Origin of the sequence: Mycobacterium sp. 852002-40037_SCH5390672 (assembly GCF_001665875.1) — a bacterium.
GTDB lineage: Bacteria > Actinomycetota > Actinomycetes > Mycobacteriales > Mycobacteriaceae > Mycobacterium.
In genome coordinates this window covers 18,982-43,873 of the sequence record NZ_LZTA01000069.1, presented here as the reverse complement: position 1 = coordinate 43,873, position 24,892 = coordinate 18,982, and the positions used below count along the sequence as shown (strand labels likewise).

Sequence of the window (24,892 nt, the reverse complement as noted above, 5' to 3'; positions counted from 1 at the left end):
GGGGCGACTGCGATGAGGTTTCTCGACGGGCACAGACCCGCATACGACTTGACCTACAACGACGTCTTCGTGATGCCGAACCGCTCGGAGGTCGCGTCCCGCTTCGACGTCGACCTGTCCACCGGCGACGGCTCGGGCACCACGATTCCGGTCGTCGTCGCCAACATGACCGCGGTGGCGGGGCGGCGGATGGCCGAGACGGTGGCGCGGCGCGGCGGCCTCGTCATCTTGCCGCAGGACCTCCCGATCACCGCGGTGCAGCAGACGGTGGAATTCGTCAAGAGCCGCGACCTGGTGCTCGACACCCCGGTGGTGCTCGGGCCCGACGACTCGGTGTCCGATGCGATGGCGCTGATCCACAAGCGTGCGCACGGTGTCGCCGTGGTGGCCTTCGAGGGCCGTCCCCTCGGTCTGGTGAGCGAATCGTCGTGCGTGGGCGTGGATCGCTTCGCCCGGGTGCGCGACATCGCGATGACCGATTTCGTCAGCGCCCCGGTGGGGACCGAGCCGCGCAAGGTCTTCGATCTGCTGGAGCAGTCACCCATCGGTGTCGCGGTCGTCACGAGCGCCGACGGCACGCTGGCCGGTGTGCTGACCCGCACCGGCGCGATCCGTGCGGGCCTGTATACCCCGGCCGTCGACGCGCGGGGCCGACTGCGGGTGGGCGCGGCCGTCGGCATCAACGGCGACGTCGGAGCCAAGGCGCGGTCGCTGGTCGAGGCCGGTATCGACGTGCTGGTCATCGACACGGCGCATGGACACCAGGTCAAGACGATCGAGGCGATCCGGACGGTCGCGGCGCTGCAACTGGGTGTGCCGCTGGCGGCGGGCAACGTCGTCTCGGCGGAGGGCACCCGCGATCTGCTGGGCGCCGGGGCGAACATCGTGAAGGTCGGTGTCGGACCGGGCGCGATGTGCACCACCCGGATGATGACCGGTGTCGGCCGCCCGCAATTCTCCGCCGTTGTCGAATGTTCTTCCGCGGCAAGGCAACTGGGCGGACATGTATGGGCCGACGGCGGCATTCGGCACCCGAGGGACGTGGCGCTGGCGCTGGCGGCGGGGGCGTCCAACGTGATGATCGGGTCGTGGTTCGCCGGAACCTACGAGTCGCCCGGCGATCTGATGCGCGACCGCGACGACCAGCCGTACAAGGAGAGCTACGGCATGGCCTCCAAACGGGCGGTGGTCGCGCGGCGGGGGGCGGACACCGCGTTCGATCGGGCCCGCAAAGCGCTGTTCGAGGAAGGCATTTCGACGTCCCGGATGGGGCTGGACCCGGCCCGCGGCGGTGTCGAGGATTTGCTCGATCACATCACCTCGGGCGTGCGCAGCACGTGCACCTACGTCGGCGCCGCGAATCTGGCGCAGCTGTATGACCGGGTCGTGGTCGGCGTGCAGTCGACGGCGGGCTTCGCCGAGGGGCATCCGCTACCGCAGGGGTGGTGACACCTGCTAGGGACTGGATTCGGTGGCCTTCGCCGTGGGCATGGTGGCGATCGAAGAGCGGCTGGGTGTGTCGCTGTCCGAAGAGGAACTCTTGAGCTGCGACAGGGGTCGGCGACTTGCAGGCCGCGATCGCGGCGAAACCTGGCGATGCGTGAACTGGCCGCGGCGTTGGCCACCATCCCTGGCCGGGAGCGCAGGGGTTGGCCGAGAACGTTGCCGGGTGCCCGATTACCGCGGCTACGAGTTCGTGGTCGGGGCTTCCAGCGCATAGAGCGCCATGCGCCGGTTCGTCGTGTCGTGCTCACCGAGGAACTTGCATCCGACGTACTCGCATAGCCTGCGCGCGGTGGTGTTGCGGTGATCGGGGTCGAACATGACCCGGCGACACCGGGGCACCGCCGAGAAGACACTGACCACGATCCGGGGCAACAGCATCGGGCCCAGGCCGCGGTGCACCAGTTTCGGGTCCGCGATGGCGGCGTGTAGGCCCAGGTCGTACGGCTCGGCGTCGTAGTGGCGAGAAATCAAATCCTTTGCACCCCAATATAGTTCGAGGTAGGCGCAATCTGTGCCGCGGATGCTGCCAAGTAACGGCAGGGAATACGTCCCGTCCAGCTGGGCGCTCAGGTGCTGCCGCCAGCGCGGCGCCGGCCAGTCGTATTCCCAAGCCTGCGCCAGATGCGGGCGGTTCATCCACTCGGTCACCATGTCCACGTCCTCGAGCTGCGCCACGCGCATGCCGAAGGGTGGATCCAGTGCGGGAACCGGTGGGCGGGCAATGCGTGCTACCTCATCGGGGATGTCGAAGCGTTCGCGCGGGAGCACATGAATGGACGGCGTCTGAGCGTCGGACATAGTGCGCCAAGCCTACTAGTAAGGTTAGGCAACCCATAGTCAACCGGGGGCTGGGGCAGCATGAGAGCGGCGAAACCGGCGTCGCCGGGATTGGGCGGCGCCGTGCGCCCGCGCCCCGGCTAGCATAAGACAGCAAAGACGGAAGCAACCGCGACCGCTCGGCCACCAGGCAGCGAAAGGATCGACGTGCCGCAGGCACCCGTGCAGGCCATCGGCTTGCGGGCGCACGGGCCGTCAGACGAACCGCCCGACGCGGAGCCTCCCCCGGTGCCTTTTCTGCTGACCAAACCTTCCCCATCGGGGCGGCATACTTCATGAACATCACCGTCACCGTGATCAGCGTTGTGGCGATCGCGGTGCTCATCTTCGGCAACGCCGTCTTCGTCGCCGCGGAGTTCTCGCTGACCACCTTGGACCGCAGCGCCGTGGAGTCCAACGCCCGCGGCGGTGGGCGCCGCGACCGCTGGATCCGCCGCGCGCACCACCGGCTGTCGTTTCAACTGTCGGGCGCCCAGCTGGGCATCTCGGCCACCACGCTGGCGGCCGGATATCTGACCGATCCGATGGTCGCCGACTTGCCGCATCCGTGGCTGGATGCCATCGGCATCCCCGACAAGGTCGGCGATGCGATCATGGCCTTCCTGGTGCTGGTGATCGTCACGTCGGTCTCAATGGTGTTCGGCGAGCTCGTCCCCAAATACCTGGCGGTGGCCCGGCCCCTGTCGACGGCCCGCGCCGTCGTGAGTGCTCAGCTGTTGTTCTCGCTGCTGCTCACCCCGGCGATCCGACTGACCAACGGCGCGGCCAACTGGATCGTGCGCCGACTCGGCGTCGAACCGGCCGAAGAGTTGCGGTCGGCCCGGTCACCGCAAGAGCTGTTGTCGCTGGTGCGGTCGTCGGCGCGCAGCGGCGCCCTGGACGCCGCCACGGCGGCCCTGGTGCGCCGATCGCTGCAGTTCGGCACCCTGAGCGCCGAAGAGCTGATGACGCCGCGGTCCAAAATCGTGGCGCTGCAGACCGACGATACGGTCGCCGACCTGGTGACCGCGGCCGCCGAATCCGGATTCTCCCGCTTCCCCATCGTCGACGGTGACCTCGACGAGACGGTCGGCATCGTGCACGTCAAGCAGGTGTTCGCCATCCCGCGGGCCGAACGCGCCCGCACGCGGCTGACCACGGTGGCCCAGCCAGTTCCGAAGGTGCCGTCAACCCTGGACGGCGACGCGGTGATGGCCGAGATCCGGGCCAACAGCCTGCAGACCGCTCTGGTCGTCGACGAATACGGCGGCACCGCCGGCATGGTGACCGGCGAGGACCTGATCGAAGAAATCGTCGGCGATGTCCGCGACGAGCACGACGACGCGACGCCGGACGTCGTGCCCGCCGGCAGCGGCTGGCGGGTATCGGGCCTGCTGCGCATCGATGAGGTGGCCACCGCCATTGGCTTTCGGGCACCGGAAGGCCCCTACGAGACCATCGGCGGCCTGGTGCTGCGCGAGATCGGTCACATTCCGGTGGCCGGTGACACCGTGAAGTTGCCCGCGTTGGACCCCGATGGCTTGCCGGATGCCGTGACATGCTGGCAGGCAACGGTTATCCGGATGGATGGACGCCGGATCGACCTGCTCGAATTGATCGAACTGAGCAATCACGGCGAGGTCCCGGCAACCAGGGGGCACCGATGAGCGACACCATGGGCCTGCTGCTGGCCTGCGTGCTGATCGGGGTGAACGCATTCTTCGTCGGGGCGGAGTTCTCGCTGATCTCGGCACGGCGCGACCGCCTCGAGGCGCTGGCCGAACAGGGCAAAGCGGCCGCGGTCACGGTGATCCGCGCCGGGGAGCAACTGCCGTCCATGCTGGCCGGTGCCCAGTTGGGCATCACGGCCGCCTCCCTGCTGCTTGGGCGGATCGGCGAGTCGGCGGTATCCAATCTGCTGCGGACGGCGCTGGGGCTCACCGGAATTCACCCGACGCTGCTGCACACGTTGTCGTTCGCGATCGCGCTGGCGATCGTGGTGACGCTGCATGTGCTGCTGGGCGAGATGGTGCCGAAGAACATCGCACTGGCCGGCCCCGAGCGCACCGCGATGCTGCTCGTCCCGCCGTATCTGGCCTACGTGCGGGCCGTCCGACCATTCATCGTGTTCTACAACAAATGCGCCAACGTGGTGGTGCGTGCATTCGGGGTCGAGCCCAAGGACGAGCTGGAGATCACAGTCTCCCCCGTGGAGCTCAGCGAGATGATCGCCGAATCCGAGTCCGAGGGCTTGCTGGACCGGGAGGAACGGACCCGGCTCACCCGGGCGCTGCAAATCCGCCACCGCGTCGTCGGAGACGTGGCAGTCCCCCTCGCCGCTGTGCACGCGGTGCCGGTGGCCGCGGCGGGCTCGGGCCCGACCGTCGGCGCGGTCGAGCAAGCCCTGGCCCAGACCGGTTACTCCCGGTTCCCGGTGGCCAGCGTCAGCGGCGCCTTCGTCGGATATCTGCACATCAAGGACGTGCTGACGCTCGACGACGATCCACAGACGGTGATCGATCTGGCGAAGGTGCGGCCGCTCCCGCGGCTGTCCCGGTCACTGCCGCTGGCCGATGCCCTCTCGCGAATGCGCCGCAGCAACAGTCATCTGGCGCTGGTGACCGACGAAAGCGGCGCCGTGGTGGCCATGGTGGCGATGGAAGACCTGGTTGAAGACCTCGTCGGGACCATGCGCGACGCGTAGCGACACTGGCCGGCCGATGTCACCGCGCGCAGCCCGTATGATCTTCCCCGGCTACCAGTTAAGAAAGTGCTGGACGGCGAAGGACCGAAGGCGCGCGGAACATGCGTTGCTGGAAACAGATCCCGGTGCTCGCCGCAGCGTCATTCTTGGTACTGCCAGCGCGGCCTGACCTGCGCCTGCCGGGTCGGGCGAATAACGCTCGCGAGGTCGCGCTCGGTAGGCTTATGACATTGCCGATCTGGCCCGACGATGGTCCAGCGCGGCTTATTGACTGAGGAGAATCATGACTGATCGCGTGTCGGCGGGGAACTTGCGCGTCGCCAGAGTGCTCTACGACTTCGTGAACAACGAGGCCTTGCCCGGCACCGACATCGACCCGGACAGTTTCTGGGCGGGCGTTGACAAGGTGATCACCGACCTCACCCCCAAGAACCAGGATTTACTGCGCCGGCGTGATGAACTGCAGGCCCAGATCGACAAGTGGCACCGCCAGCGCGTCATCGAGCCGCTCGACATCGAGGCGTACCGCAAGTTCCTCACCGAAATCGGATATCTGCTACCCGAACCCGCGGACTTCACCATCACGACCTCCGGCGTCGACGACGAAATCACCACGACCGCCGGCCCGCAGCTGGTGGTGCCGGTGCTCAACGCGCGGTTCGCGCTGAACGCCGCCAACGCCCGGTGGGGCTCGCTCTACGACGCCCTGTACGGCACGGATGTCATCCCTGAAGACGCCGGCGCCGAAAAGGGCACGAGCTACAACAAGGTGCGCGGCGACAAGGTGATCGCCTACGCGCGCAAGTTCCTCGATGAAGCGGTGCCGCTGGAATCCGGGTCGTGGGCCGAAGCGACGGGGCTCAGTGTCGAGGACGGCCAGCTCAAGGTCGCGACCTCCGATGGATCCGTCGGGCTGGCCAGCCCGGAGAAGTTCGCCGGCTACGCCGGCGAGCTCGGCGCCCCGAATTGGTCGGTGTTACTGGCCAATCACGGCCTGCACATCGAGATCCTGATCGATCCGGAATCACCGGTCGGCAAGACCGACACCGCGGGCATCAAGGACGTGGTCCTGGAATCGGCCATCACCACGATCATGGACTTCGAGGACTCGGTGGCCGCCGTCGACGCCGACGACAAGGTGCTCGGCTACCGCAACTGGCTCGGGCTGAACAAGGGCGATCTGTCCGAAGAGGTCCGCAAGGACGGCAAGAGCTTTACCCGGGTGCTCAACGAGGACCGCACCTACCGCACACCCGACGGCGAGGGCGAGCTGACCCTGCCCGGCCGCAGCCTGCTGTTCGTGCGCAACGTGGGCCATTTGATGACCAACGACGCGATCGTGTGGAGCGAAGGCGACGAAGAAAAAGAGGTGTTCGAGGGCATCATGGATGCGCTGTTCACCGGCCTGACCGCGATCCACGGCCTCAAGACCGGGGACGCCAACGGTCCGCTGGCCAACAGCCGCACCGGTTCCATCTACATCGTCAAGCCCAAGATGCACGGACCCGACGAGGTCGCCTACACCTGCGAGCTGTTCAGCCGCGTCGAAGACGTCCTCGGCCTGCCCCAGGGCACCCTCAAGGTCGGCATCATGGACGAGGAACGACGCACCACCGTCAACCTCAAGGCCTGCATCAAGGCCGCGGCCGACCGGGTGGTGTTCATCAACACCGGCTTCCTGGACCGCACCGGCGACGAGATCCACACCTCGATGGAAGCCGGCCCGATGATCCGCAAGGGTGCGATGAAGAACAGCACCTGGATCAAGGCCTACGAGGACGCCAACGTCGACATCGGCCTGGCGGCCGGCTTCAAGGGCAAGGCCCAGATCGGTAAGGGCATGTGGGCGATGACCGAGCTGATGGCCGACATGGTCGAACAGAAGATCGGCCAACCGAAGGCGGGCGCGACCACCGCGTGGGTGCCCTCGCCGACGGCGGCCACCCTGCACGCGATGCACTACCACTACGTCGACGTGGGCGCCGTGCAGGAGGAACTCGCCGGCAAGAAGCGCACCAAGATCGAAGAGTTGCTGACCATCCCGCTGGCCAAGGAGCTGGCCTGGGCTCCCGAGGAGATCCGCGAGGAGGTCGACAACAATTGCCAGTCCATCCTGGGCTACGTGGTGCGCTGGGTCGCGCAGGGCGTCGGCTGCTCCAAGGTGCCCGACATTCACGACGTGGCGCTCATGGAAGACCGTGCCACGCTGCGGATTTCGAGCCAGCTGCTGGCCAACTGGCTGCGCCACGGGGTGATCACCGAGGAGGACGTGCGGGCCAGCCTGGAGCGGATGGCCCCGCTGGTCGACGAACAAAACGCCAAGGACGCGGCGTATTTGCCGATGGCGCCCAACTTCGACGACAGCGTGGCCTTCCTCGCCGCCCAGGATCTGATCCTGACCGGAACGCAGCAACCCAACGGTTACACCGAGCCGATCCTGCATCGCCGTCGGCGTGAGGTTAAGGCGCACGCCGCGCAGTCGAATTGAGCCTGCGCTCAAATCGGGTTCAAACGTGTCATAGTGCCGCTGATGACTACAATCGGCGCCGAGTTATCGATGGATCGACGGAAAGGCCGCGGGCACTGCAATGGGTAGGCACAGTGCACCCGACCCTGACGACTCCCTCGACGAGCCATCTCGCGACGACGTCGTCGGCGAGCCGTCTCGAGGTGAAGAGGCAGGAGATCGCCCCCGGGATGCCGGCGTCGACGAGGAAGCCGACCTCTACTCGGATGAGCGTGACTATTCCGACGGGGATGACTACTCACAGCACGGTTACTACTCCGACGGGCGTCGCCATCCCGACGACGAGTCCGGGGCGGATGAGGCGGACCTGGCCGGTGAGGACGATCCCTACGGCGCCGGGGATGCGTTCGTAGACGGCACCGCCGACGATTACCCGGAATTTCCGTCGCGGCAGGCTGCCCCGTCGAGCCCGGAGCCCCCGGCGTCGGCATCGTCACTCTTCCGGGGTGGTCATCGTGGGCTCGCCGATTGGCGGGGTGGTCATCGCAGCGACGGTGGACGCCGCGGTGTCAGCATCGGCGTGATCGTGGCGCTGGTCGCGGTCGTCGTCGTGGTGGGATCGGTCATCCTGTGGAGCTTCTTCGGTGACGCGCTGTCCAACCGTTCGCACAAGGCGGCCAGCCGCTGTGTGGGAGGCCAGGAGACGGTGGCCGTCGTTGCCGACCCGTCGATCGCCGATTCCATTCAGCAATTCGCGGAAAGCTACAACAAATCCGCCGGGCCGGTCGGTGACCACTGCATGGTGGTGAGCGTCAAGCCGGCCAACTCCGACGCTGTGCTCAACGGATTCATCGGCAAATGGCCGGCCGAACTGGGCGGCCAGCCGGCGTTGTGGATTCCGGGCAGTTCGATTGCCGCCGCGCGACTCGCCGGGGCCACGGCGCAAAAAACCGTCACCGAGAGCCATTCGCTGGTCACCTCGCCCGTGGTGCTGGCCATCCGCCCCCAACTTGCGCCGGCCCTGTCCAACCAGACGTGGGCGGCGCTGCCTGGGCTGCAAACCAACCCGAATGCGTTGGCCGGGCTGAACTTACCGGCGTGGGGTTCGCTGCGATTGGCGCTGCCGATGAACGGCAACGGGGACGCAGCGTTTCTGGCCGGAGAGGCGGTGGCGGCCGGGTCGGTACCGCCCGGCGCCCCGGCGACGCAGGGCACCGGCGCCGTGCGCAGCCTGTTGAGCGCACAACCAAAACTGGCCGACAGCTCGCTGACGGAGGCGATGAACACACTGCTGAAGCCGGGTGACGCCGCAACCGCCCCGGTACACGCCGTGGTCACCACCGAACAGCAACTCTTCCAGCGCGGCCAATCGTTGCCAGACGCCAAGGGCACCTTGGCTTTCTGGCTTCCACCCGGGTCTGCGGCGGTTGCCGACTACCCCACCGTGCTGCTCAGCGGTTCGTGGCTTAGCCGCGAACAGGCCTCGGCGGCCAGCGAGTTCTCGCGTTTCATGCACAAGTCCGACCAACTGACCAAGCTGGCCAAGGCCGGCTTCCGCGTCAACGGGGTCAAACCGCCCAGCAGTGCGGTCACGAATTTCCCGGCGCTGCCGGCCGCGCTGTCGGTGGGTGACGACCCGATGCGGGCCACCCTCGCCGAGGCCATGGCGAGCCCGTCGAGCGGGCAGGCCACGACCATCATGCTCGACCAGTCGATGCCCGGCCAGGAAGGCGGAAAATCCCGGCTGGCCAACGTGATCGGGGCGCTGCAGGACAAGATCAAAGCGCTGCCCGGCACGGCGCTGGTCGGCCTGTGGACGTTCGACGGCCACGAAGGCCGCTCGGAGGTGGCCGGCGGGCCGCTATCCGACGCCGTCAATGGACAGCCCCGTTCGGCCGCGCTGGCCACCGCGCTGGACAAGCAGTACTCGTCGGGTGGTGGTGCGGTGTCATTCACCACACTGCGGATGCTCTACCAGGATATGCAGACCAATTATCATGCGGGACAAACCAATTCCATCCTGTTGATCACCGCCGGGCCACACACCGACCAGAGCTTGGACGGGCCGGGGCTGCAAGATTTCATCCGCAAGAGTGCCGATCCGGCCAAACCCATCGCGGTCAATGTCATCGATTTCGGTGCCGACCCGGACCGGGCGACCTGGGAAGCCGTCGCCCAGCTCAGTGGTGGTGGCTATCAGAACCTCACGACATCGGCTTCCCCCGACCTCGCCTCGGCGGTCAACGCCTTTCTGAGCTGAAGGCGGTAGTCGGCGCCACCTCACGTGGGTCGGCGCTGCATGCGGCCGAGCGCGGTCGGTGATAGCCGGATCGCCTCTGTCTACCGGTCTGCACAACCTGCACGCGACTTTGCGGTGGTCCCGGGCGTCGAGGAATGTGCGGTGAGCAGCGGTCCAGCGCCCGATTTCCGCGCTGATCTTGAAATAAGACCCGCGCGGTCTCTATCCAAACGATGGCGGCCTGTGCCAGACTCCACGATAGAATTCGCTTCGATTTCTATCAGGTGCGGGAGCCTGGAGAGACGTAGTCGACAATGTCCGCTACACAAGCCGAACCGGCGTGCCCGAATCTAGTTGAGCTGCCGGTCAATCCAGGAAGGCGCACCATGGCCCATCCCCAACCCGCGGATCCCGAGGGCGCACCGGTCCCGCTGGATAGGCGTGCCCAGCGGGCGGACACCGATAACGCCAAGACGTCGTTTCTGGCCGAGGAGATATCGCCCTGGTTGTCCCCGGCCTATGGTGCGGCGAATGTCGTGATGCAGCTGGCGAATTCGGGCGTGGCCTACGGCGTGATGGAAAGCACGGTCGACAGCGGCAACCTGCACAAACATCCCTTCAAACGGGCCCGGACCACCTTCACCTATATTGCGGTGGCGATCGCCGGAAATGCCCGGGATCGCGAGGTGTATCGCGAAGCCGTCAACGCCGCACACGCCCAGGTGCGCTCCGGTCCGCAAAGCCCGGTGCGCTACAACGCATTCGACCCCCAATTACAGCTCTGGGTGGCTTCCTGCATGGCCGCGGTCTTCGAGGACACGCGCAAGCTGCGGGGTGGCCGATCGCGTCACGACCCCGAAACCGTCCACCGGGCCGCGTCGGTATTCGCGACCACGCTGCAGGTGCCGCCGGAAATGTGGCCCGCCAACCGCGCGGCCGCTGACCTCTATTGGCAGCAGCAACTCGATCGACTGGACTTCGACGAACGAATGCGCAGCTATCTGATCGGCATCGCGCGCCTGGCTTTCCTGCCCGCCCCCGTTTCGGCACTGTTCGGCGGATGGAACCTGTTCATGACGCTGGGATATTTGCCGCCGCAACTGCGCGACAAGCTCGGGTTCGATTGGTCGGACGCGCAGCAACGCCGATTCGACCGCTGGCAACGTGCCTTCGGGGTGTTGGACCTGTTCACACCACGGTTCTTGGTGCGCCTGGGTGTGCAGGCGGTGGTGTGGGACATGCGCTTGCGTCACCTCACCGGGGCAACCGTGGTATGACGGCCAACTCACGCCCAGGAGGAGCGGCATGACGACGACAGCGCGAACCGGACGACGGGGCAACGAATCCGGCATCCGGTCCGAACCAGACGAGGTGCATCGGGAATTGGCGGACGACGTCCGATGGTTCGCGGGGTCGCCATTGGCCGCGGCATTCGGTCGCCTGGCCCTCGACCAGGTGGCGCACCGCGAAATCGCGGCGGCGGTGGACCGCAGCGGGCGGTTCGCCGACAACTTCACCGACCGCGGCATCCGCAGCTTCGCGTTCACCGCCCTTTCGACGTTCGGTGACAGTTCGGACGTGCGGAAGTCGCGGGCCGACCTCAAACGATTGCATCGAGACGTGCAGGGCACCGGCAAGGACTCGTTCAGCGACACCCGCTACAGCGCACTGAATCCCGAGGTGTGGATCTGGGTGGCCGTGAGCGGCCTCAACCTGCTGTATCAGGCCTATCTGCGGGTATGCGGTCGTCGGCTCACCCCGGCCGAGAAGGAGGTCGTCTACCAGACGCTGAGGACCGAGCTGCAATTTCTGGAATTGCCCAGCAAGCAGGCGAGGCTGCCGGCGACCCTGCATGACATGCTCGAGTACTACAACGCCGTCGCCGCAAAAGATCTGGCCGACAACGACTTTCTGCGATTCGCCAACCGCAGCTTCGTCGCGCCGCCCATCCCGAAGCTGTTGGTATCCCGGCAAATACGGCCACTGCTGCGACTGGCATGGCCGTTGATGACCACACTGGCGTCCCGGCCGGTGGTCGTCTGTTCCGCCGCGGTCGCCCACCCCACAATGCGCGGGCTGCTCGGCGTGCGGTGGGGCACGCGTGAGCAAGTCGAGTTCGCCGTCTACGTAACCGCCCTGCAGCTGGGCTGGCGATGGTTGCCGCGCCGGCTCACCTTGGAGCCATTGGCCTACAACCGTTACCAGTACGAGCGGCTGCGCGACCGCTATCGCTCGGTGTTGCTCGATTCCTTCGCCGCGCCGAACCGTGCCTGATTCGGCGCAACAGATCGTCGAATCGAACCCATGCCGCTGCGCGGTGCCGGCCTTCGAGACGGGCGGCTGATAGAGCAGAATCGACGTGACACCCGATCGGCTGGAGGCCAGATGGTAGACCCCGCGATGCTGCTCGCTTTGGTGCCCGACGGTCTGGCCACGCTCGATCCGACCGCGCGCACGATCGTCACCGCGGCGCGCACCTGTTTCACCGAGCGCGGGTTCCAGAACACCACCATGCAGGACATCGCCGACACCGCCGGTGTCGGTGTCGCCACGGTCTACCGCCGCTTCCGGCACAAGCGAAACCTGGTGCGGCTGACCATCATGGACGAATCACTGCGCCTGAGCACCCTGGTCTCCGAGGTCGCGGGCCGGGCGGCGACACCGCAAGAAGGGATCGCCGAAGTCTTCGCGGCCTTCGTTCACGAGGCCTCCGCGCCGAAGCTGCTCACCCGAAGCATCCGCGAATCACCCGCCGCCGGAGAACTATCCGCGTACCTGACCGATGAGAACCTGATCGCCATGACCCGTGGCTACATCGCCACCTGGCTTCGCCGATGGCAGGAACGCGGCGAACTGGCCGACGATCTCGACACCGAGGTCGTCGCCGAGATGATCGGACGGTTGATCATTTCGCTGATCAAGACGCCGAAGTCGGTTATTCCGATCTACAACCTGAACCACGCCCGCGATTTCGCCCGCCGGTATCTGGTGCCGCTGGTGGTGCAGACCCCGGTAAAGGCGCCCGGCTGAGGATCTTTGGCCCGGACCGTCAGGCGAACGCCTCCACCGGCGGGCAGGAGCAGACCAGATTGCGATCGCCATAGGCACCGTCGATGCGACGCACCGGGGGCCACACCTTGGGCCGGAACTCCTTGCCCAGCGGGTAGGCCGCCTGTTCCCGGGTGTACGGGTGGTCCCAGTCGCTGACCACCAGGCACTCGGCCGTGTGCGGTGCGCCCCGCAACGGATTGTCGTCGACCGACCACTCCCCCGTGCCCACCCGGTCGATCTCGGCGCGGATCGAGATCATCGCGTCGCAGAACGCGTCGATTTCGGTCAGGCTCTCGCTCTCGGTGGGCTCCACCATCAGCGTGCCGGCCACCGGGAAGCTCATGGTCGGTGCGTGAAAACCATAGTCCGCCAACCGCTTTGCCACATCGTCGACGGTGACTCCGGTGGACTTGGTGATACCGCGCAGGTCCAGGATGCATTCGTGAGCGACCATGCCGTTCTCGCCCGTGTAGAGCACCGGGAAGTACTCGTCGAGGCGCCGCGCGATGTAGTTGGCCGAGGTGATCGCGGTCAGCGACGCCGCCCGCAGGCCCTCGGCGCCCATCATCCTGATGTAGGCCCAGCTGATCGGCAGGATCGAGGCCGACCCGTAGGGCGCCGCCGACACCGGATGCCCCTGGGGCAGTTCGGGGGCGTGTGGGTGCCCCGGCAGGAACGGCGCCAGGTGCGAACGCACCGCCACCGGCCCGACGCCGGGCCCGCCGCCGCCGTGCGGGATGCAGAACGTCTTGTGCAGGTTCAGGTGGCTGACGTCGCCGCCGAATTTCCCCGGCCGCGCCAGCCCGACCAGCGCGTTGAGGTTGGCGCAGTCGACGTAAACCTGGCCCCCGGCGTCGTGGGTGGCCGCGCAGATCTCCGCGATGTCGTGTTCGTAGACGCCGTGGGTGGACGGATAGGTGATCATCAGCGTCGAGAGCCGGTCGCGGTGTTCGCTGACCTTGGCGCGCAGGTCGTCGAGATCCACGTCGCCGTTGGTGTGGCAGGCCACCACGACGACCCGCATCCCGGCCAGGGCCGCCGATGCCGCGTTGGTGCCGTGGGCACTGGACGGGATCAGGCAGATGTCGCGGTGCGGTTCCCCACGGCTGGCGTGGTAATCGTGGATGGCCAGCAGGCCGGCGTACTCGCCCTGCGACCCGGCATTGGGTTGCAGCGAGACGGCGTCGTAACCGGTGATCTGCACCAGCCAGCTCTCCAGGTCGGCGATGAGACGTCGCAGGCCGGGGGTGTCGGATGCCGGCGCGAACGGATGCTGGCGGGCGAATTCGGGCCAGGTGATCGGTTCCATCTCCGCGGCGGCGTTCAGCTTCATGGTGCAGGACCCGAGCGGAATCATGCTGCGGTCCAAGGCGATATCTTTGTCGGCCAGCGCGCGCAGGTAGCGCATCATCGCCGTCTCGGTGCGGTACTGGGTGAACGCGGGATGGGTGAGGAACTCCGACGTGCGGGTGATGATGCCGGCGCACACCGGCTGAGCGGCTGCTAATCCGAAGGCCTCGAGCACCGCCGCGACATGGTCGTCGGTGGTGGCCTCGTCGCAGGCCACCGACACGTGGTCGTCGTCGACCCGCCACAGGTTGATGCCCTTGGCCTTCGCCGCGGCGATCACCTCGGCGGCGCACCCGGGCACCCGCGCCAGCACGGTGTCGAAGTACTTGTCATGCACCAGTGCATCACCGAGGGCGGCGGCGATCGACTCGGCGTGAGCGTGGACGCGGCGCGCGATCCCGGTCAGTCCCTCGGCGCCGTGGTAGCTGGCGTACATCGCGGCCATCACCGCCAGCAGCACCTGCGCGGTGCAGATGTTGCTGGTCGCCTTGTCGCGGCGGATGTGCTGCTCGCGCGTCTGCAAGGCCAGCCGGTAGGCCGGCGACCCGTCGGCATCCAACGACACACCGACCAGCCGGCCCGGGAGCTGGCGCGCATGGTTGGCGTGTACCGCCAGATACCCGGCATGCGGCCCGCCGAATCCCATTGGCACGCCGAATCTTTGGGTGCTGCCGAAGGCGACGTCAGCGCCGATTTCACCGGGAGGCGTGATCAGCGTCATGGCGAGCAGGTCGGCGCCGATGGCGATGAGCGCGCCCCGGTCGTGCGCCTGCTTAACCAGGTCGGACCAGTCGGTGACCCGGCCACCGGCCCCGGGCAGCTGGGCGATGACGCCGAAGAAGTCGCCGCCCGGCAGTCCGTCACGCAGGTCGGCGGTGACGATCTCGATGCCCAGCGGCTTGGCCCGGGTGGCCAAGATGGCCGCGGTCTGGGCGAAGACGTCGGCGTCCACCGCCAAGCGGTGGGCCTTGCCACGAGCCGCGCGATGCATCAACGTCATGGCCTCGGCCGCCGCGGTGCCCTCGTCGAGCATCGAGGCGTTGGCCACCTCGAGGCCCGTGAGATCGGCGACCATCGTCTGGAAATTCAGCAGCGCCTCGAGTCGGCCCTGGCTGATCTCCGGCTGGTACGGCGTGTAGGCGGTGTACCAGGCCGGGTTCTCCAAGACGTTGCGCAGCAATACCGGAGGCGTGAGCGTGTCGTAATAGCCCTGCCCGATCATGGACACGGCTACCGTGTTGACCTCGGCCAACGACCGCAGCTCGGCCAGCGCCTCGGTTTCGCTGGCCGACGGCGGCAGCTGATCAAGACCCGGTGCGACGCCTCCGTCGGTCAGCCGGTCCAGAATGCCGGCCGGAACCGCTTTGGCGGCCAGCTCGTCTAAGGACTCGACACCGATGACGGCGAGCATGGCGGCGACGGCCTGGCTGTCCGGGCCGATGTGCCGAGCTGCGAAAGTGAATTGATCGGACACGGGAACTCCTGAGTAGGCGACGAAGACATATCAAGGCAGAGGACTAACGGCCCTCTCCCTCTGTCTTCACCCGTTCGCCGGGCGCCTGAGAGATTCGGCGCCCGATGCTGTCTGAGCGCCTTTCCCCATCGGCGGGCGCGGACCCCACGGGTCCGCACCGCTTTCCAGAGGCATCATGATGTCGCGCGGTCCGGGTGCCTGAGAGGTTGACGGAGAGGTGTTGCTCCTTCGGCGTCCGTGACTGGCAGCCACGAACTCTCCCGCACGAATGCGATGCGCAGCCCAGTTTACTCGGGCGCGTGAAGCGCGCCGTCGCGTGTCGTGAAGGCGCGCCGTCAGCCGATCTTGCGGTCGCGGTGCTTGCGCCGGGACGCCAGCTCGTCCTCGGGCTCGGCGATAGATTCGCCGCCGTCGGCCCGCTCGCCGGGGAAGTCCGCGATGACGCCGGTCAGCTCGCGCATGGCGCCGGACACGGCGATGCCGAAGACGCCCTGCCCGCCCTGCAGCAGGTCGACGACCTCTTCGGCCGATGTGCACTCATAAACGGTGGTGCCGTCGGAGAACAGGGTGATGTTGGCCAGGTCCTGGACCCCGCGCTGACGCAGATGATCGACCGCGACGCGGATGTTGTGCAACGAGATGCCGGTGTCCAACAATCGCTTGACGATCTTGAGGACCAGGATGTCCTTGAACGAGTAGAGCCGCTGGCTGCCGGAGCCCGCCGCGCTACGGATCGACGGGACGACCAGTGAGGTGCGTGCCCAGTAGTCCAGCTGTCGGTACGTGATTCCGGCGATCTGGCAGGCACTCGGGCCGCGGTAACCGACAAGCTCGTCGGGCACGGAGTCGTCCGGAAAAAGGCCGGGCTGCACGGGTGCGCTGGCTACGGTGACGCTTCGGTCACTGGCCGCCGGACTACCGCTGTCAGCTAGGTTGAGCTGCTCTTGGCGTGGCTGCTCGCTCACGGTGGTTCCTCTCCGCGATCGCGCTCTCGTCGTTAGCTGCATCTGAAGGCTGCATCGCAGCCACGTTTGCTCAAGCCCGAGTGCTAGTAGAGCTTACGCCCTCTGATAGCCGCCGCGCCTGTAGTCGCGATCAAAGTATGGCCGCCGCGGGGCCAAGTGGGCGAGCTATCCGCCAGCGTGTCGACATCACGTGTTGTTTGAGATGCATCCGTGATGTCGCCTTTCAGGCTAAACCAGCCGCCGACCCGCCGTTCCCAATTGCTGGTAGCAGCCGGGCGCGGGCCGCATCGTCGGCGGGCTAGGCCGGATTGCCCGCCTCCTCAACCCCCCGCTGCGCGGGCCGCATCGTCGGCGGGCTAGGTGGCCTTGAAGTCGTCCGGCGACACACTGTCGAGAAATTCTTTGAACTTCTCCACTTCGTCCTCTCGGACGACGCTGCCGCCTTCCTCGTCGCTCTCGTCGGGGATCAGCAGGCCGGCCTGGGCGAGCACGCCTTCCTCGACGTAGATGGGAACGCCGACGCGCAGCGCGATCGCCACGGAGTCCGAGGGACGGGCCGACACCGTGATGTTGCGGTCGAACACCAGGTCAGCGTAGAAAGTGCCCTCTTGCAGATCGACGATCCGCACTTCTTTCAGCGAATGCCCAAGCGCGGCAATAACATCCCTGATCAAGTCGTGCGTCAACGGGCGAGGAGGCTCGACGCCTTGCTGCTCGAGTGCGATGGCGGCAGCCTCGGACTGGCCGATCCAGATCGGAAGGTAACGGTCACCGTTGGTTTCGCGCAGCAACAACACCGGCTGGTTCTGCGGCTGCTCTACGCGAATGCCGACAACACGAACTTCACCCATTTGTGTCTGCCCTCCGCATTATGGCGCCGGTCGGATTGGTGCTCGCCAGGGACGGCGAGGTCAAAAATCCGTCCTACCGCCGAAAACCAAGCTGTCGACCGAAGTCTAGTCCTCAGCGATCCAGAACGTCGCGAACGGCGGCTTTGATCAACGACGTGTGCAACGTGATGGCGAGCGCCGCGACTTCGCGCGCCAAATCGTCGGCGCGATCGCGCGCCCCGGCCTTGCCGGCTTTGACTATCGGCCCGGCGATTTGGGCGATCAGATCCGATTGCCGGTCGGCGGCCGAGCGGAAAGCGCGCAAATGCCGCGGCTCGACACCGTAGTCCGACAGCGCTCGCGCGCATTGCAGGATGACGACGGCGTGCTCGTCGAAAAAACCGCCGGGCCCGGTCGTGATGACCCCGGCCCTGAGTAGCGCAGTCAGCAGCTCGTCATCCACGCCCGCGCGCTGCAGCAATTCTTCGCGGCTCAGCCGGACGTGGGTGGGGGCCACCGCCGACGTGTCGGAGCCCGCGTCCATCCCGGCGCCGGCTTCCCCGGTTCCCGCCACGGACACCAACCGCGGGACGGAGTAGGACGTTTTGACCGGTGGCAACTCGCCGTCGGGTTGGGCGTCCAGTTGGGCCCTGATGACCTTCAGAGGCAGGTAGTGATCACGTTGCGCAGTAAGGATGAACCGCAAGCGCGCGCAGTCATATGCGGTGAACCTTCGATACCCCGACGCGGCCCGCTGCGGCGTCACCAGTCCCTCGGCCTCCAAGAAGCGGATCTTGGAGATGGTGACATCGGGGAAGTCCGGCCTCAACAATTCCAAGACCGCCCCGATCGACATCCCGGCCAGTGCCGAGCTATCGGGTGCGCTCACTAGCCTGAAGATCCTCCATCCTCACCCTGCTTGGGTCCGGTCAGGAACACCAAGCGGAACTTACCGATCTGCACTTCGTCACCGTTGGCAAGCACCGCGGAGTCCACGGGCTCACGGTTGACGTAAGTGCCGTTGAGACTACCAACGTCGACCACGCTGAATTCGTTGTTTTCCAACCTGAATTCGGCGTGCCGACGGCTGACGGTTACGTCGTCGAGAAAAATGTCGCTGTCGGGGTGCCGGCCGGCGGACGTGGTGGCCTGATCCAGCAAAAACCGCGAGCCCGCATTCGGTCCCCGTTTGACGACCAACAACGCCGAGCCGGCCGGGAGTCCTTCGACTCCGGACACCGCACTCTCGGTTCCCGCTTGTGCGGGAGCGTCCAGCTCGTTGAGGAAATCGGCACGGAACACGGAAGTCGTCTCTACCGTGACTTCGTCCGAATTCTGGTCTTGCTGATTGCCTGAGTCCATGTCCGTCACGCGCTGCTCCTCACTGGCTGCTGTGGCGTTGTCTGTCCGGGCCGCTCGGCCGGCTTTCGCACCAGGTTTCTTTGCCCGGTATGCCGATTACTGCCTTCTCGTACGTTCAATATGTCCGTCACGTGTCTTTCAGCGATCTTCGAAGGTCTTCAAAGGTGTTCAAAGGTCGATGTGTCGACGGTACCGCGCACCAGCCTGCAATGCGCCCACCACCTGACGATCCCGAAACTTCGACTCCCCCGTACCCTGGCCCCACCGCTCGCCGGCGGTGCGGGGCTGCAGGGACACTAGCAATCGTCATTCGGTGAGCGTTCCGCGGTAGGTCTCAGCGTCGAGCAGCGAAGAAATGGCTGACTCCAAATCGTCGACCTCGGATACCTGCACATCCAGCAACCAACCGGCCCCGTATGGGTCGGAGTTCACCAATTGCGGGCTGCCGTCCAGATCGGTGTTGACCGCTGAGACTTTGCCCGACACCGGGGCATACAAGTCGGACACCGATTTCGTGGATTCGACTTCACCGAAGGATTCGCCCGCGTTCAGCTCGGTGCCCACGTCGGGCAGCTGGACGAAAACCACATCGCCCAACGCCGACTGCGCAAAATCGGTGATGCCCACTCGCACGGTGTCATCCCCACTTCGACGAACCCATTCATGTTCGGCGGTGTAGCGCAGATCGGGTGGGATATCACTCACGAGTGTTCCTGTTCTGTTCGGATCGTGCTCACTTGACGGGCTGAGCGTATTGGTGCGGTTTTGGTTGCCGCAAGGTGGTCACGTCCACTCGGTCGGCCTGCTGGACCGACATTCGTGCACCGACGCGCTTGACGGCGTCCTCAGCGCCGCCGGGAATGTTCATGGCCGCGGCAAGAGTGGGCGGATCGCCAATCGCCAGAATCGAATACGACGGCGACAGTGTTTTGGAGTCGATGATCAGCGACCCAGGCATACCCACCACCCAGGTGTCGACACCCACTCGCACCGATTGGTGTGCGTCGTTCACTTCGATCGCCTCGGCGCCGGCGGCACGCAACTCGTTGATCACGTCGAGCATCGCCTCGGGCGAAACCCCGGGTCCGGGGTCATCGATCGTGACGGTGACGCCGGGGCCGGTGGCGCCGACCGCCCCGACCAGGATGGACAGGGCCGCCAGCCTAGATTGCGCGGACTGGATCGCGGCCTGGTCGTTGTTTCCCGACGCCTGCAATGAATTCAGCGTGTTCTGTAGCTCGTTCACCTCGGTGTTGAGCGTGCCTTCGCGCTGTCGCAAGGAATCCAGCAGCACCAACAGGTCTGCGGGGCGGGCCGTTTCCAGCGAGTCACCCGACTCGGTCTGGCGGACTTGCGTGACGATGGCGAGCCCGAGCAGCAGGCACAGCATGGCGGCCAGCGTTCCGAACGTTATCCGGGACCGACCGCCGCGCACCATCCCGGATAGCCCGGTGCGGTGCACCGGTCCGATTTCTGGACGGGGGCCTTTCGCCGCCAATTCATGGCGGCCGCGCGGCGCACCCTGTTCGGGCGTCGCATCGGCATCGGGGTGAGCGGGCCCGGTTGGGCCGTCACCACTTTGGCCGGCGGCTCGTTGACCGTCGGCGCGATCTTCCGGACCCTCGCTCACGTTGACCTCAATTGGGCCATGGCGCCGCTCCTCATCGCTTCGCTCTGCATCGTCGCCCGCGCGGGTCACGCCCCGAACAGCCTGCGGCGCAGCGCGGCGGCATTCCCGAAGATGCGTATACCCAGCACGACGATGATGGCCGTGGACAACTGCGTGCCCACGCCCAATTGGTCGCCGACATAGACGATCAGGGCGGCCACGAAGACGTTGAACACGAACGAAATCACGAAGACCTTCGGGTCGAAGATCCGTTCCAGATATGCACGCAACCCGCCGAATACCGCGTCCAGCGCCGCGACCACCGCGATCGGTAGATAGGGCTGGACCACTTCTGGCACCGCGGGGTGGAAAACCAGGCCGAGCACGATACCGATCGCCAGCGCTGCGATGCCGATCATGCTTGGTTTCCCGCCCGCGTCTCGCACAGGGGAACCTGTCTGTTCGGGACTTTTCTCACTGTGGCCCAATCTGCTTGGCGAACTTGACGTCCCGGACCGATCCGGCAGGCAGCGTCAGTCCGTCGGCGGCGTCCACCGTAACCACGACACCGTAGGAGATCTGCAGCAGCCGCAGTCGCTGCATGCCGGGGCTGTTGTCGAAGACGTCGCGCATCGCCCGCGGCGGCCCGATCACCAGGACCGTGTACGGGCTGCTGGTCGGATTGTTGTCGACCAGGATCGCGCCACCGGCCTGCCGAATGGTCACGTTCGGCCCGATCCGCACGCCACCGACGGATATGGCCTCGGCACCGCTCGCCCACAACGAGTTGACCAGTAACTGCAAATCGCGGTCCAGGATGATCTGTCTGCTCCCGCTGACCCGCTGCTTGGACACGTCGGAAAGATTCGGGCTGGCACCGGGATCGGTCACGGTCACCTTCAAGCCGGGCCCGATGATCGCCGTGCTGGCCGCGGCGAGGCTGAGCGCGTCGAGGCGTTTCAACAGCCGCTGTCCCTCGGCGTTGTCGGCCAGGTCGTGGCGCTGCACATCGTCGACTCGTGTCGCCAGGTCGCTGCGCCGTTGACTCAGCTTGCCCGCAGAGCCTTCGGCCGACCGCACATTGCCCAACAGCAGCTGCTGGGCGGTCCGCACTCCGGGGGCCACCGAGCGGGCCTGCGCGACCGCGGCGGCGAACACCGTTGCGATCAGCAGCGCCGCCAACGCCTGCCAGAGCCAACCGAACACACGTTGGCGTCCGCTGCGCGGTACGTCGGGGGCGCTACGCCTGGCCGCCGCCGCCGCGTAGCCGGGATCGAGATGCTCGGACAGCAGGGCGCGCAACAGTGAGGGCACCGGAATGCGTTTCGGCCGCGATGCCACATGCGCGCCGTGGCCGGCATTGGGGTCGTAGCCGCCGAGCAGTCGATCCGTATCAGCCATGGTCAGCCACCTTCGCCGCGGCCGACGGACGAGAACCGCGATCGACCTTGGGCATGCGTCGCAACACGAGAATCATCTGCACCGCGTACTGCACGAACGCCCACAGGTAGGCATACATGCCCCAGATCAGGAAGGCCCATCCGCAGGCCCCGATCACGCGGCTCCACAGCGCGTCCCACGTGCCCAGCAGCACCAGCGGAAAGCCGGACATCAGGGCGAACGTCGCCGCCTTGCCGATGTAGGTCACCGGCAGCGCCGACAGCCCGCGACTCCACAGCAGCGGCAGCGTCGCAGCGAGCAGACCATCGCGCGCGAGCAGGACCACGACGAACCACCAGGGCACGATCCCGCTGAACGCCAGCACGATCGGCACCGCCACCATGTAGAGGCGGTCGACCGCCGGGTCGAGGAGCACACCGAGCCGCGAGGACTGATTCAGCAGCCGGGCGATCTTGCCGTCGGCCCAATCCGAAGCGCCGCTGAACATCAGAATCGCGACCGCCCACCCGTTGGCGTGCGAGACCAGTAGGGCGTAGACGAAGACCGGGATCAGCGCCAGGCGGACAGCGCTGAGCACGTTGGGCACCGTCAGCACCCGATTGGGCGGAAGCACCGGCTCCATGAGCCGTGACCTTAGCCGAACACCGAACACGCGGCTGGCCGCACACTGCGCAACTCAGCTCAGCGGAAAACCCCGGGCAGGCTCAGGGTCGACAGCGTGTCGTCCGACAGCGGGTTGTCGTTGACCATGTATGTCCACGTCGACGTCGGCCGCGCCAGCTTGGAGAGGTCCAGTCCGGGCTCCTCTTCGAGGATGTTCGCGGTTTCGAACGTCTGCTGAGCCGCTTCGATGGCGTCCGCGGCCAGCGACGCGAAGGCGTCGACCGCCAGACGGTGAAACTCGTCCAGCGGGTTTTGCCGGCCCAGCGCCCGCAGATGGATGCTTTCGCGGATGTCGGCCAGATACGCCAGATGGTCGGCCCAGCCGCGATCGAGGTGATAAAGCATGATCTGCCGGCAGATCGTCTCCAGGCGCTCTTCGGAGATTCCCTCGGTCTCGGCCAGCTCCTCGTAGCGCTTCGGTGCCAGCTCGGCGAGCTCCTCACGCGCGGTTGGCGTGCGCAGCAACGTGTTACGTCGATCGACGATGATGGCGCGCTGCTGCGCGATCAACTGGTTGTAGCGCCAGGTGTTCGCGTGCACGTCCAGCATGCGGCCCTCGGCCACACGTTGGGCGTGGTCGAGCATGCCCGCGGCCTTGGGGCTGACGATGCGGCCGTCCTCGTCGGTTTCCATCGGCAACTTGTTGTGGTCGAGATTGGCCGCCACCACGTCGTCTTCCCAACTCGAGAAGAACACCGATGACCCCGGATCGCCCTGCCGCCCGGCACGCCCGCGCAGCTGGTTATCCAGCCGCTGGGTGTGGTGGCGCCCCGTTCCGACCACGTGCAGCCCGCCCAGCTCGGCGACCCGGTCGTGGTCGGCTTCGTCGGAGCCGCCGAGGCGGATGTCGGTACCGCGCCCGGCCATCTGTGTCGAGACGGTGACGATGCCGAATTTGCCGGCCTCGGCGATCACCTGGGCTTCCTCGGCGTCGTTCTTCGCGTTCAGCACCACCGCGGGCACCCCGCGGCGCAGCAGCCGCTCGTGCAGGTCCTCGGATTCGGCCACGTCGCGGGTGCCGACCAGCACCGGCTGCCCGGTTTCGTTCACCTCGGCGATGTGGGCGACGATCGCGTCGTTCTTGGCCGCAGCGGTGATATATACCCGGTCGGACTCGTCTTCACGAATATTGGGCTCATTCGGCGGAATCGGTGACACACCGAGCTTGTAAAACTGGCGCAGCTGCTCACCGGCGGCCAGCGCGGTGCCGGTCATACCGCACACCGTCGCGTAGCGGTTGATCAGCGCCTGCACGGTGATGGTGTCCAGCACCTCGCCGGTTTCGGTGGTCTCGATGCCCTCCTTGGCCTCGACCGCGGCCTGCAGGCCATCGGGCCAGCGCTGCAGCTGCGCGATGCGCCCGCGGGCGGCGTTGATCAGGTGCACCGCGTCGTCGCGGACGATGTAATGCACGTCGCGCTGCAACAGCACGTGCGCATGCAGCGCGACGTTGATTTCGGTCAGGGTGGTGACGACGTGTTCCTCGGAGTACAGATCGATCCCGCCGAGCGCCTTCTCGACCCTGCGGGCACCTACCTCGGTCAGATGAACGTTGCGGCTGTCGGCGTCGGTGTCGTAATCGGTGCCGGCCTCCAGCTGGCCGGCCAGCTTGATGATCTCCAGCCGCGGCGTCTCCCGGTGGGTGGTTCCCGCCAGCACCAGTGGCACCAGCGCCTCGTCGACCAGCACCGAGTCGGCTTCATCGATCAGGGCCACGTCGGGGTTGGGCGATACCAGGTCGGCGACGTCGGTCACCAGCTGATCGCGCAGCACGTCGAAGCCGATCTCGTTGACCGAGGCGTAGGTGACATCGCAACCGTATGCGGTCCTGCGTTCTTCGCTGGTCGATTCGGCGGTGATCCAGCCGACGGTCAGCCCCATCGCCTCGATGACAGGCCCCATCCATTCCGCGTCACGACGGGCCAGGTAGTCGTTGATCGTCACCACGTGTACGTGCCGTCCGGCCAGCGCGTACCCGGCCGCCGCGATCGCGCCCGCGAGCGTCTTGCCCTCACCGGTGGCCATCTCGATCACGTCGCCGGCCAGCATGCGTAACGCCCCGAGCAGCTGCACATCAAATGGACGCAGGGTCGTCGCCCGCTCGCCCGCCTCCCGGGCGATGGCGAGGAACTGCGGGATGTCCTCGGAGTCCGCGAGGTCCTCCAGGTTGAGCAGCCCGGCCGCTTTGCGCAGCTGCTCGTCGGTCAGACCGGCCGCCTCGTCGTCGTACTCCGACGAGTCGGTGACCTGGGTGAGAGAGCGGCTGCGGTCCTTTTCGGTGCTGGCGCCGAGCAGCTTCCAAAAGCGGCTGCTCAGCCGGCCGGGTTGAGCGCGGGTCGTCTTAGGCACAGGTCAACGGTACGCGGTGGCCCACCGCGCAGACCCAGGCCAGTCGGTGACGATGCGGGCCGCGCAGCGGCGTGAGGAGGAGCCGACTCATCAGGCCAGTCGGTGA

Annotated in this window: 20 protein-coding genes, 1 pseudogene and 1 riboswitch; of the genes and pseudogenes, 9 read left to right on the top strand and 12 right to left on the bottom strand. The window is 66.5% G+C overall.

Features of this window, described 5'->3' with window-relative positions:
- The first annotated feature begins 12 nt into the window (after positions 1-12).
- Both A5782_RS10895 and A5782_RS26105 read left to right on the top strand, forming a co-directional pair.
- Complete coding sequence (locus tag A5782_RS10895) at positions 13-1,449, top strand: GuaB1 family IMP dehydrogenase-related protein (RefSeq protein WP_067099277.1); 1,437 nt, start codon at positions 13-15, stop codon at positions 1,447-1,449.
- Positions 1,450-1,459: 10 nt separating this feature from the next.
- Positions 1,460-1,604, top strand: a pseudogene (locus A5782_RS26105) (acyl carrier protein); the annotation flags it as partial.
- Positions 1,605-1,686: 82 nt separating this feature from the next.
- Here the strand turns inward: A5782_RS26105 and A5782_RS10890 are convergent.
- Entirely contained in the window at positions 1,687-2,304 is a 618-nt protein-coding gene (locus A5782_RS10890; RefSeq protein WP_067099274.1) for a GNAT family N-acetyltransferase, read from the bottom strand.
- 314 nt (positions 2,305-2,618) lie between these two features.
- On the opposite strand from A5782_RS10890, the gene A5782_RS10885 reads away from it, so the two are divergent.
- From A5782_RS10885 to A5782_RS10855, 7 genes are all read left to right on the top strand, one after another.
- Entirely contained in the window at positions 2,619-3,989 is a 1,371-nt protein-coding gene (locus A5782_RS10885; RefSeq protein ID WP_067099272.1) for a hemolysin family protein, read from the top strand.
- Positions 3,986-5,026 (top strand): hemolysin family protein, encoded by a 1,041-nt coding sequence (locus tag A5782_RS10880; RefSeq protein WP_067099270.1) that lies wholly within the window; start codon positions 3,986-3,988, stop codon positions 5,024-5,026. Before A5782_RS10885 ends, A5782_RS10880 begins: the two co-directional genes overlap by 4 nt.
- A 283-nt stretch (positions 5,027-5,309) precedes the next feature.
- Positions 5,310-7,514, top strand: a complete 2,205-nt coding sequence (locus A5782_RS10875; RefSeq protein WP_067099268.1) for a malate synthase G — start codon at positions 5,310-5,312, stop codon at positions 7,512-7,514.
- Positions 7,515-7,614: 100 nt separating this feature from the next.
- Positions 7,615-9,753: a substrate-binding domain-containing protein gene (locus A5782_RS10870; RefSeq protein ID WP_067099266.1), complete on the top strand. Its 2,139-nt coding sequence runs from the start codon at positions 7,615-7,617 to the stop codon at positions 9,751-9,753.
- Positions 9,754-10,118: 365 nt separating this feature from the next.
- Positions 10,119-11,009, top strand: a complete 891-nt coding sequence (locus A5782_RS10865; RefSeq protein ID WP_067099264.1) for an oxygenase MpaB family protein — start codon at positions 10,119-10,121, stop codon at positions 11,007-11,009.
- Positions 11,010-11,037: 28 nt separating this feature from the next.
- Entirely contained in the window at positions 11,038-12,006 is a 969-nt protein-coding gene (locus A5782_RS10860) for an oxygenase MpaB family protein (protein ID WP_067099261.1), read from the top strand.
- A 111-nt stretch (positions 12,007-12,117) separates the two neighbouring features.
- On the top strand, positions 12,118-12,762 hold the full coding sequence (locus A5782_RS10855) for a TetR/AcrR family transcriptional regulator (protein ID WP_067099258.1): 645 nt from the start codon (positions 12,118-12,120) through the stop codon (positions 12,760-12,762).
- A gap of 19 nt (positions 12,763-12,781) precedes the next feature.
- On the opposite strand, the gene gcvP is transcribed toward A5782_RS10855, so the two are convergent.
- The 11 genes from gcvP to secA2 all read right to left on the bottom strand — a co-directional run bounded on the left by gcvP (position 12,782) and on the right by secA2 (position 24,786).
- Positions 12,782-15,607 carry an aminomethyl-transferring glycine dehydrogenase gene (gene gcvP, locus A5782_RS10850; RefSeq protein WP_067099255.1) on the bottom strand — a complete coding sequence of 942 codons (2,826 nt, stop codon included), beginning with the start codon at positions 15,605-15,607 and terminating at the stop codon, positions 12,782-12,784.
- A 176-nt stretch (positions 15,608-15,783) separates the two neighbouring features.
- Positions 15,784-15,880: riboswitch (glycine riboswitch) on the bottom strand.
- Positions 15,881-15,942: 62 nt separating this feature from the next.
- Positions 15,943-16,572 carry a MerR family transcriptional regulator gene (locus A5782_RS10845; protein WP_007771372.1) on the bottom strand — a complete coding sequence of 210 codons (630 nt, stop codon included), beginning with the start codon at positions 16,570-16,572 and terminating at the stop codon, positions 15,943-15,945.
- 356 nt (positions 16,573-16,928) lie between these two features.
- Positions 16,929-17,423 carry a bifunctional nuclease family protein gene (locus tag A5782_RS10840; protein WP_067099253.1) on the bottom strand — a complete coding sequence of 165 codons (495 nt, stop codon included), beginning with the start codon at positions 17,421-17,423 and terminating at the stop codon, positions 16,929-16,931.
- Positions 17,424-17,535: 112 nt separating this feature from the next.
- Positions 17,536-18,291: a MerR family transcriptional regulator gene (locus tag A5782_RS10835; RefSeq protein ID WP_067099251.1), complete on the bottom strand. Its 756-nt coding sequence runs from the start codon at positions 18,289-18,291 to the stop codon at positions 17,536-17,538.
- On the bottom strand, positions 18,291-18,764 hold the full coding sequence (gene garA, locus A5782_RS10830) for a glycogen accumulation regulator GarA (protein WP_369815618.1): 474 nt from the start codon (positions 18,762-18,764) through the stop codon (positions 18,291-18,293). Before garA ends, A5782_RS10835 begins: the two co-directional genes overlap by 1 nt.
- 306 nt (positions 18,765-19,070) lie before the next feature.
- On the bottom strand, positions 19,071-19,469 hold the full coding sequence (gene gcvH / locus A5782_RS10825) for a glycine cleavage system protein GcvH (RefSeq protein ID WP_067099247.1): 399 nt from the start codon (positions 19,467-19,469) through the stop codon (positions 19,071-19,073).
- 28 nt (positions 19,470-19,497) lie between these two features.
- Positions 19,498-20,262 carry a DUF881 domain-containing protein gene (locus A5782_RS10820; RefSeq protein ID WP_067099678.1) on the bottom strand — a complete coding sequence of 255 codons (765 nt, stop codon included), beginning with the start codon at positions 20,260-20,262 and terminating at the stop codon, positions 19,498-19,500.
- Positions 20,263-20,459: 197 nt separating this feature from the next.
- Positions 20,460-20,792, bottom strand: a complete 333-nt coding sequence (locus A5782_RS10815) for a small basic family protein (RefSeq protein WP_007170008.1) — start codon at positions 20,790-20,792, stop codon at positions 20,460-20,462.
- 55 nt (positions 20,793-20,847) lie between these two features.
- Positions 20,848-21,774: a DUF881 domain-containing protein gene (locus A5782_RS10810; protein WP_067099244.1), complete on the bottom strand. Its 927-nt coding sequence runs from the start codon at positions 21,772-21,774 to the stop codon at positions 20,848-20,850.
- Positions 21,767-22,396, bottom strand: coding sequence for a CDP-alcohol phosphatidyltransferase family protein (locus A5782_RS10805; protein ID WP_067099242.1), 630 nt, complete (start codon positions 22,394-22,396; stop codon positions 21,767-21,769). The genes A5782_RS10810 and A5782_RS10805 overlap by 8 nt, the downstream gene beginning before the upstream one ends.
- Positions 22,397-22,455: 59 nt before the next feature.
- Entirely contained in the window at positions 22,456-24,786 is a 2,331-nt protein-coding gene (gene secA2, locus A5782_RS10800) for an accessory Sec system translocase SecA2 (RefSeq protein WP_067099239.1), read from the bottom strand.
- Between the last annotated feature and the right edge of the window lie 106 nt (positions 24,787-24,892).

Coding starts and splice junctions, on each gene's coding strand:
- garA (WP_369815618.1), bottom strand. CDS start 18,764: ATGGACTCAGGCAATCAGCAAGACCAGAATTCGGACGAAGTCACGGTA.
- A5782_RS10805 (WP_067099242.1), bottom strand. CDS start 22,396: ATGGAGCCGGTGCTTCCGCCCAATCGGGTGCTGACGGTGCCCAACGTG.
- A5782_RS10870 (WP_067099266.1), top strand. CDS start 7,615: ATGGGTAGGCACAGTGCACCCGACCCTGACGACTCCCTCGACGAGCCA.
- A5782_RS10880 (WP_067099270.1), top strand. CDS start 3,986: ATGAGCGACACCATGGGCCTGCTGCTGGCCTGCGTGCTGATCGGGGTG.
- A5782_RS10890 (WP_067099274.1), bottom strand. CDS start 2,304: ATGTCCGACGCTCAGACGCCGTCCATTCATGTGCTCCCGCGCGAACGC.
- A5782_RS10875 (WP_067099268.1), top strand. CDS start 5,310: ATGACTGATCGCGTGTCGGCGGGGAACTTGCGCGTCGCCAGAGTGCTC.
- A5782_RS10885 (WP_067099272.1), top strand. CDS start 2,619: ATGAACATCACCGTCACCGTGATCAGCGTTGTGGCGATCGCGGTGCTC.
- A5782_RS10810 (WP_067099244.1), bottom strand. CDS start 21,774: ATGGCTGATACGGATCGACTGCTCGGCGGCTACGACCCCAATGCCGGC.
- A5782_RS10840 (WP_067099253.1), bottom strand. CDS start 17,423: ATGGGTGAAGTTCGTGTTGTCGGCATTCGCGTAGAGCAGCCGCAGAAC.
- A5782_RS10855 (WP_067099258.1), top strand. CDS start 12,118: ATGGTAGACCCCGCGATGCTGCTCGCTTTGGTGCCCGACGGTCTGGCC.
- A5782_RS10895 (WP_067099277.1), top strand. CDS start 13: ATGAGGTTTCTCGACGGGCACAGACCCGCATACGACTTGACCTACAAC.
- A5782_RS10860 (WP_067099261.1), top strand. CDS start 11,038: ATGACGACGACAGCGCGAACCGGACGACGGGGCAACGAATCCGGCATC.
- A5782_RS10815 (WP_007170008.1), bottom strand. CDS start 20,792: ATGATCGGCATCGCAGCGCTGGCGATCGGTATCGTGCTCGGCCTGGTT.
- A5782_RS10865 (WP_067099264.1), top strand. CDS start 10,119: ATGGCCCATCCCCAACCCGCGGATCCCGAGGGCGCACCGGTCCCGCTG.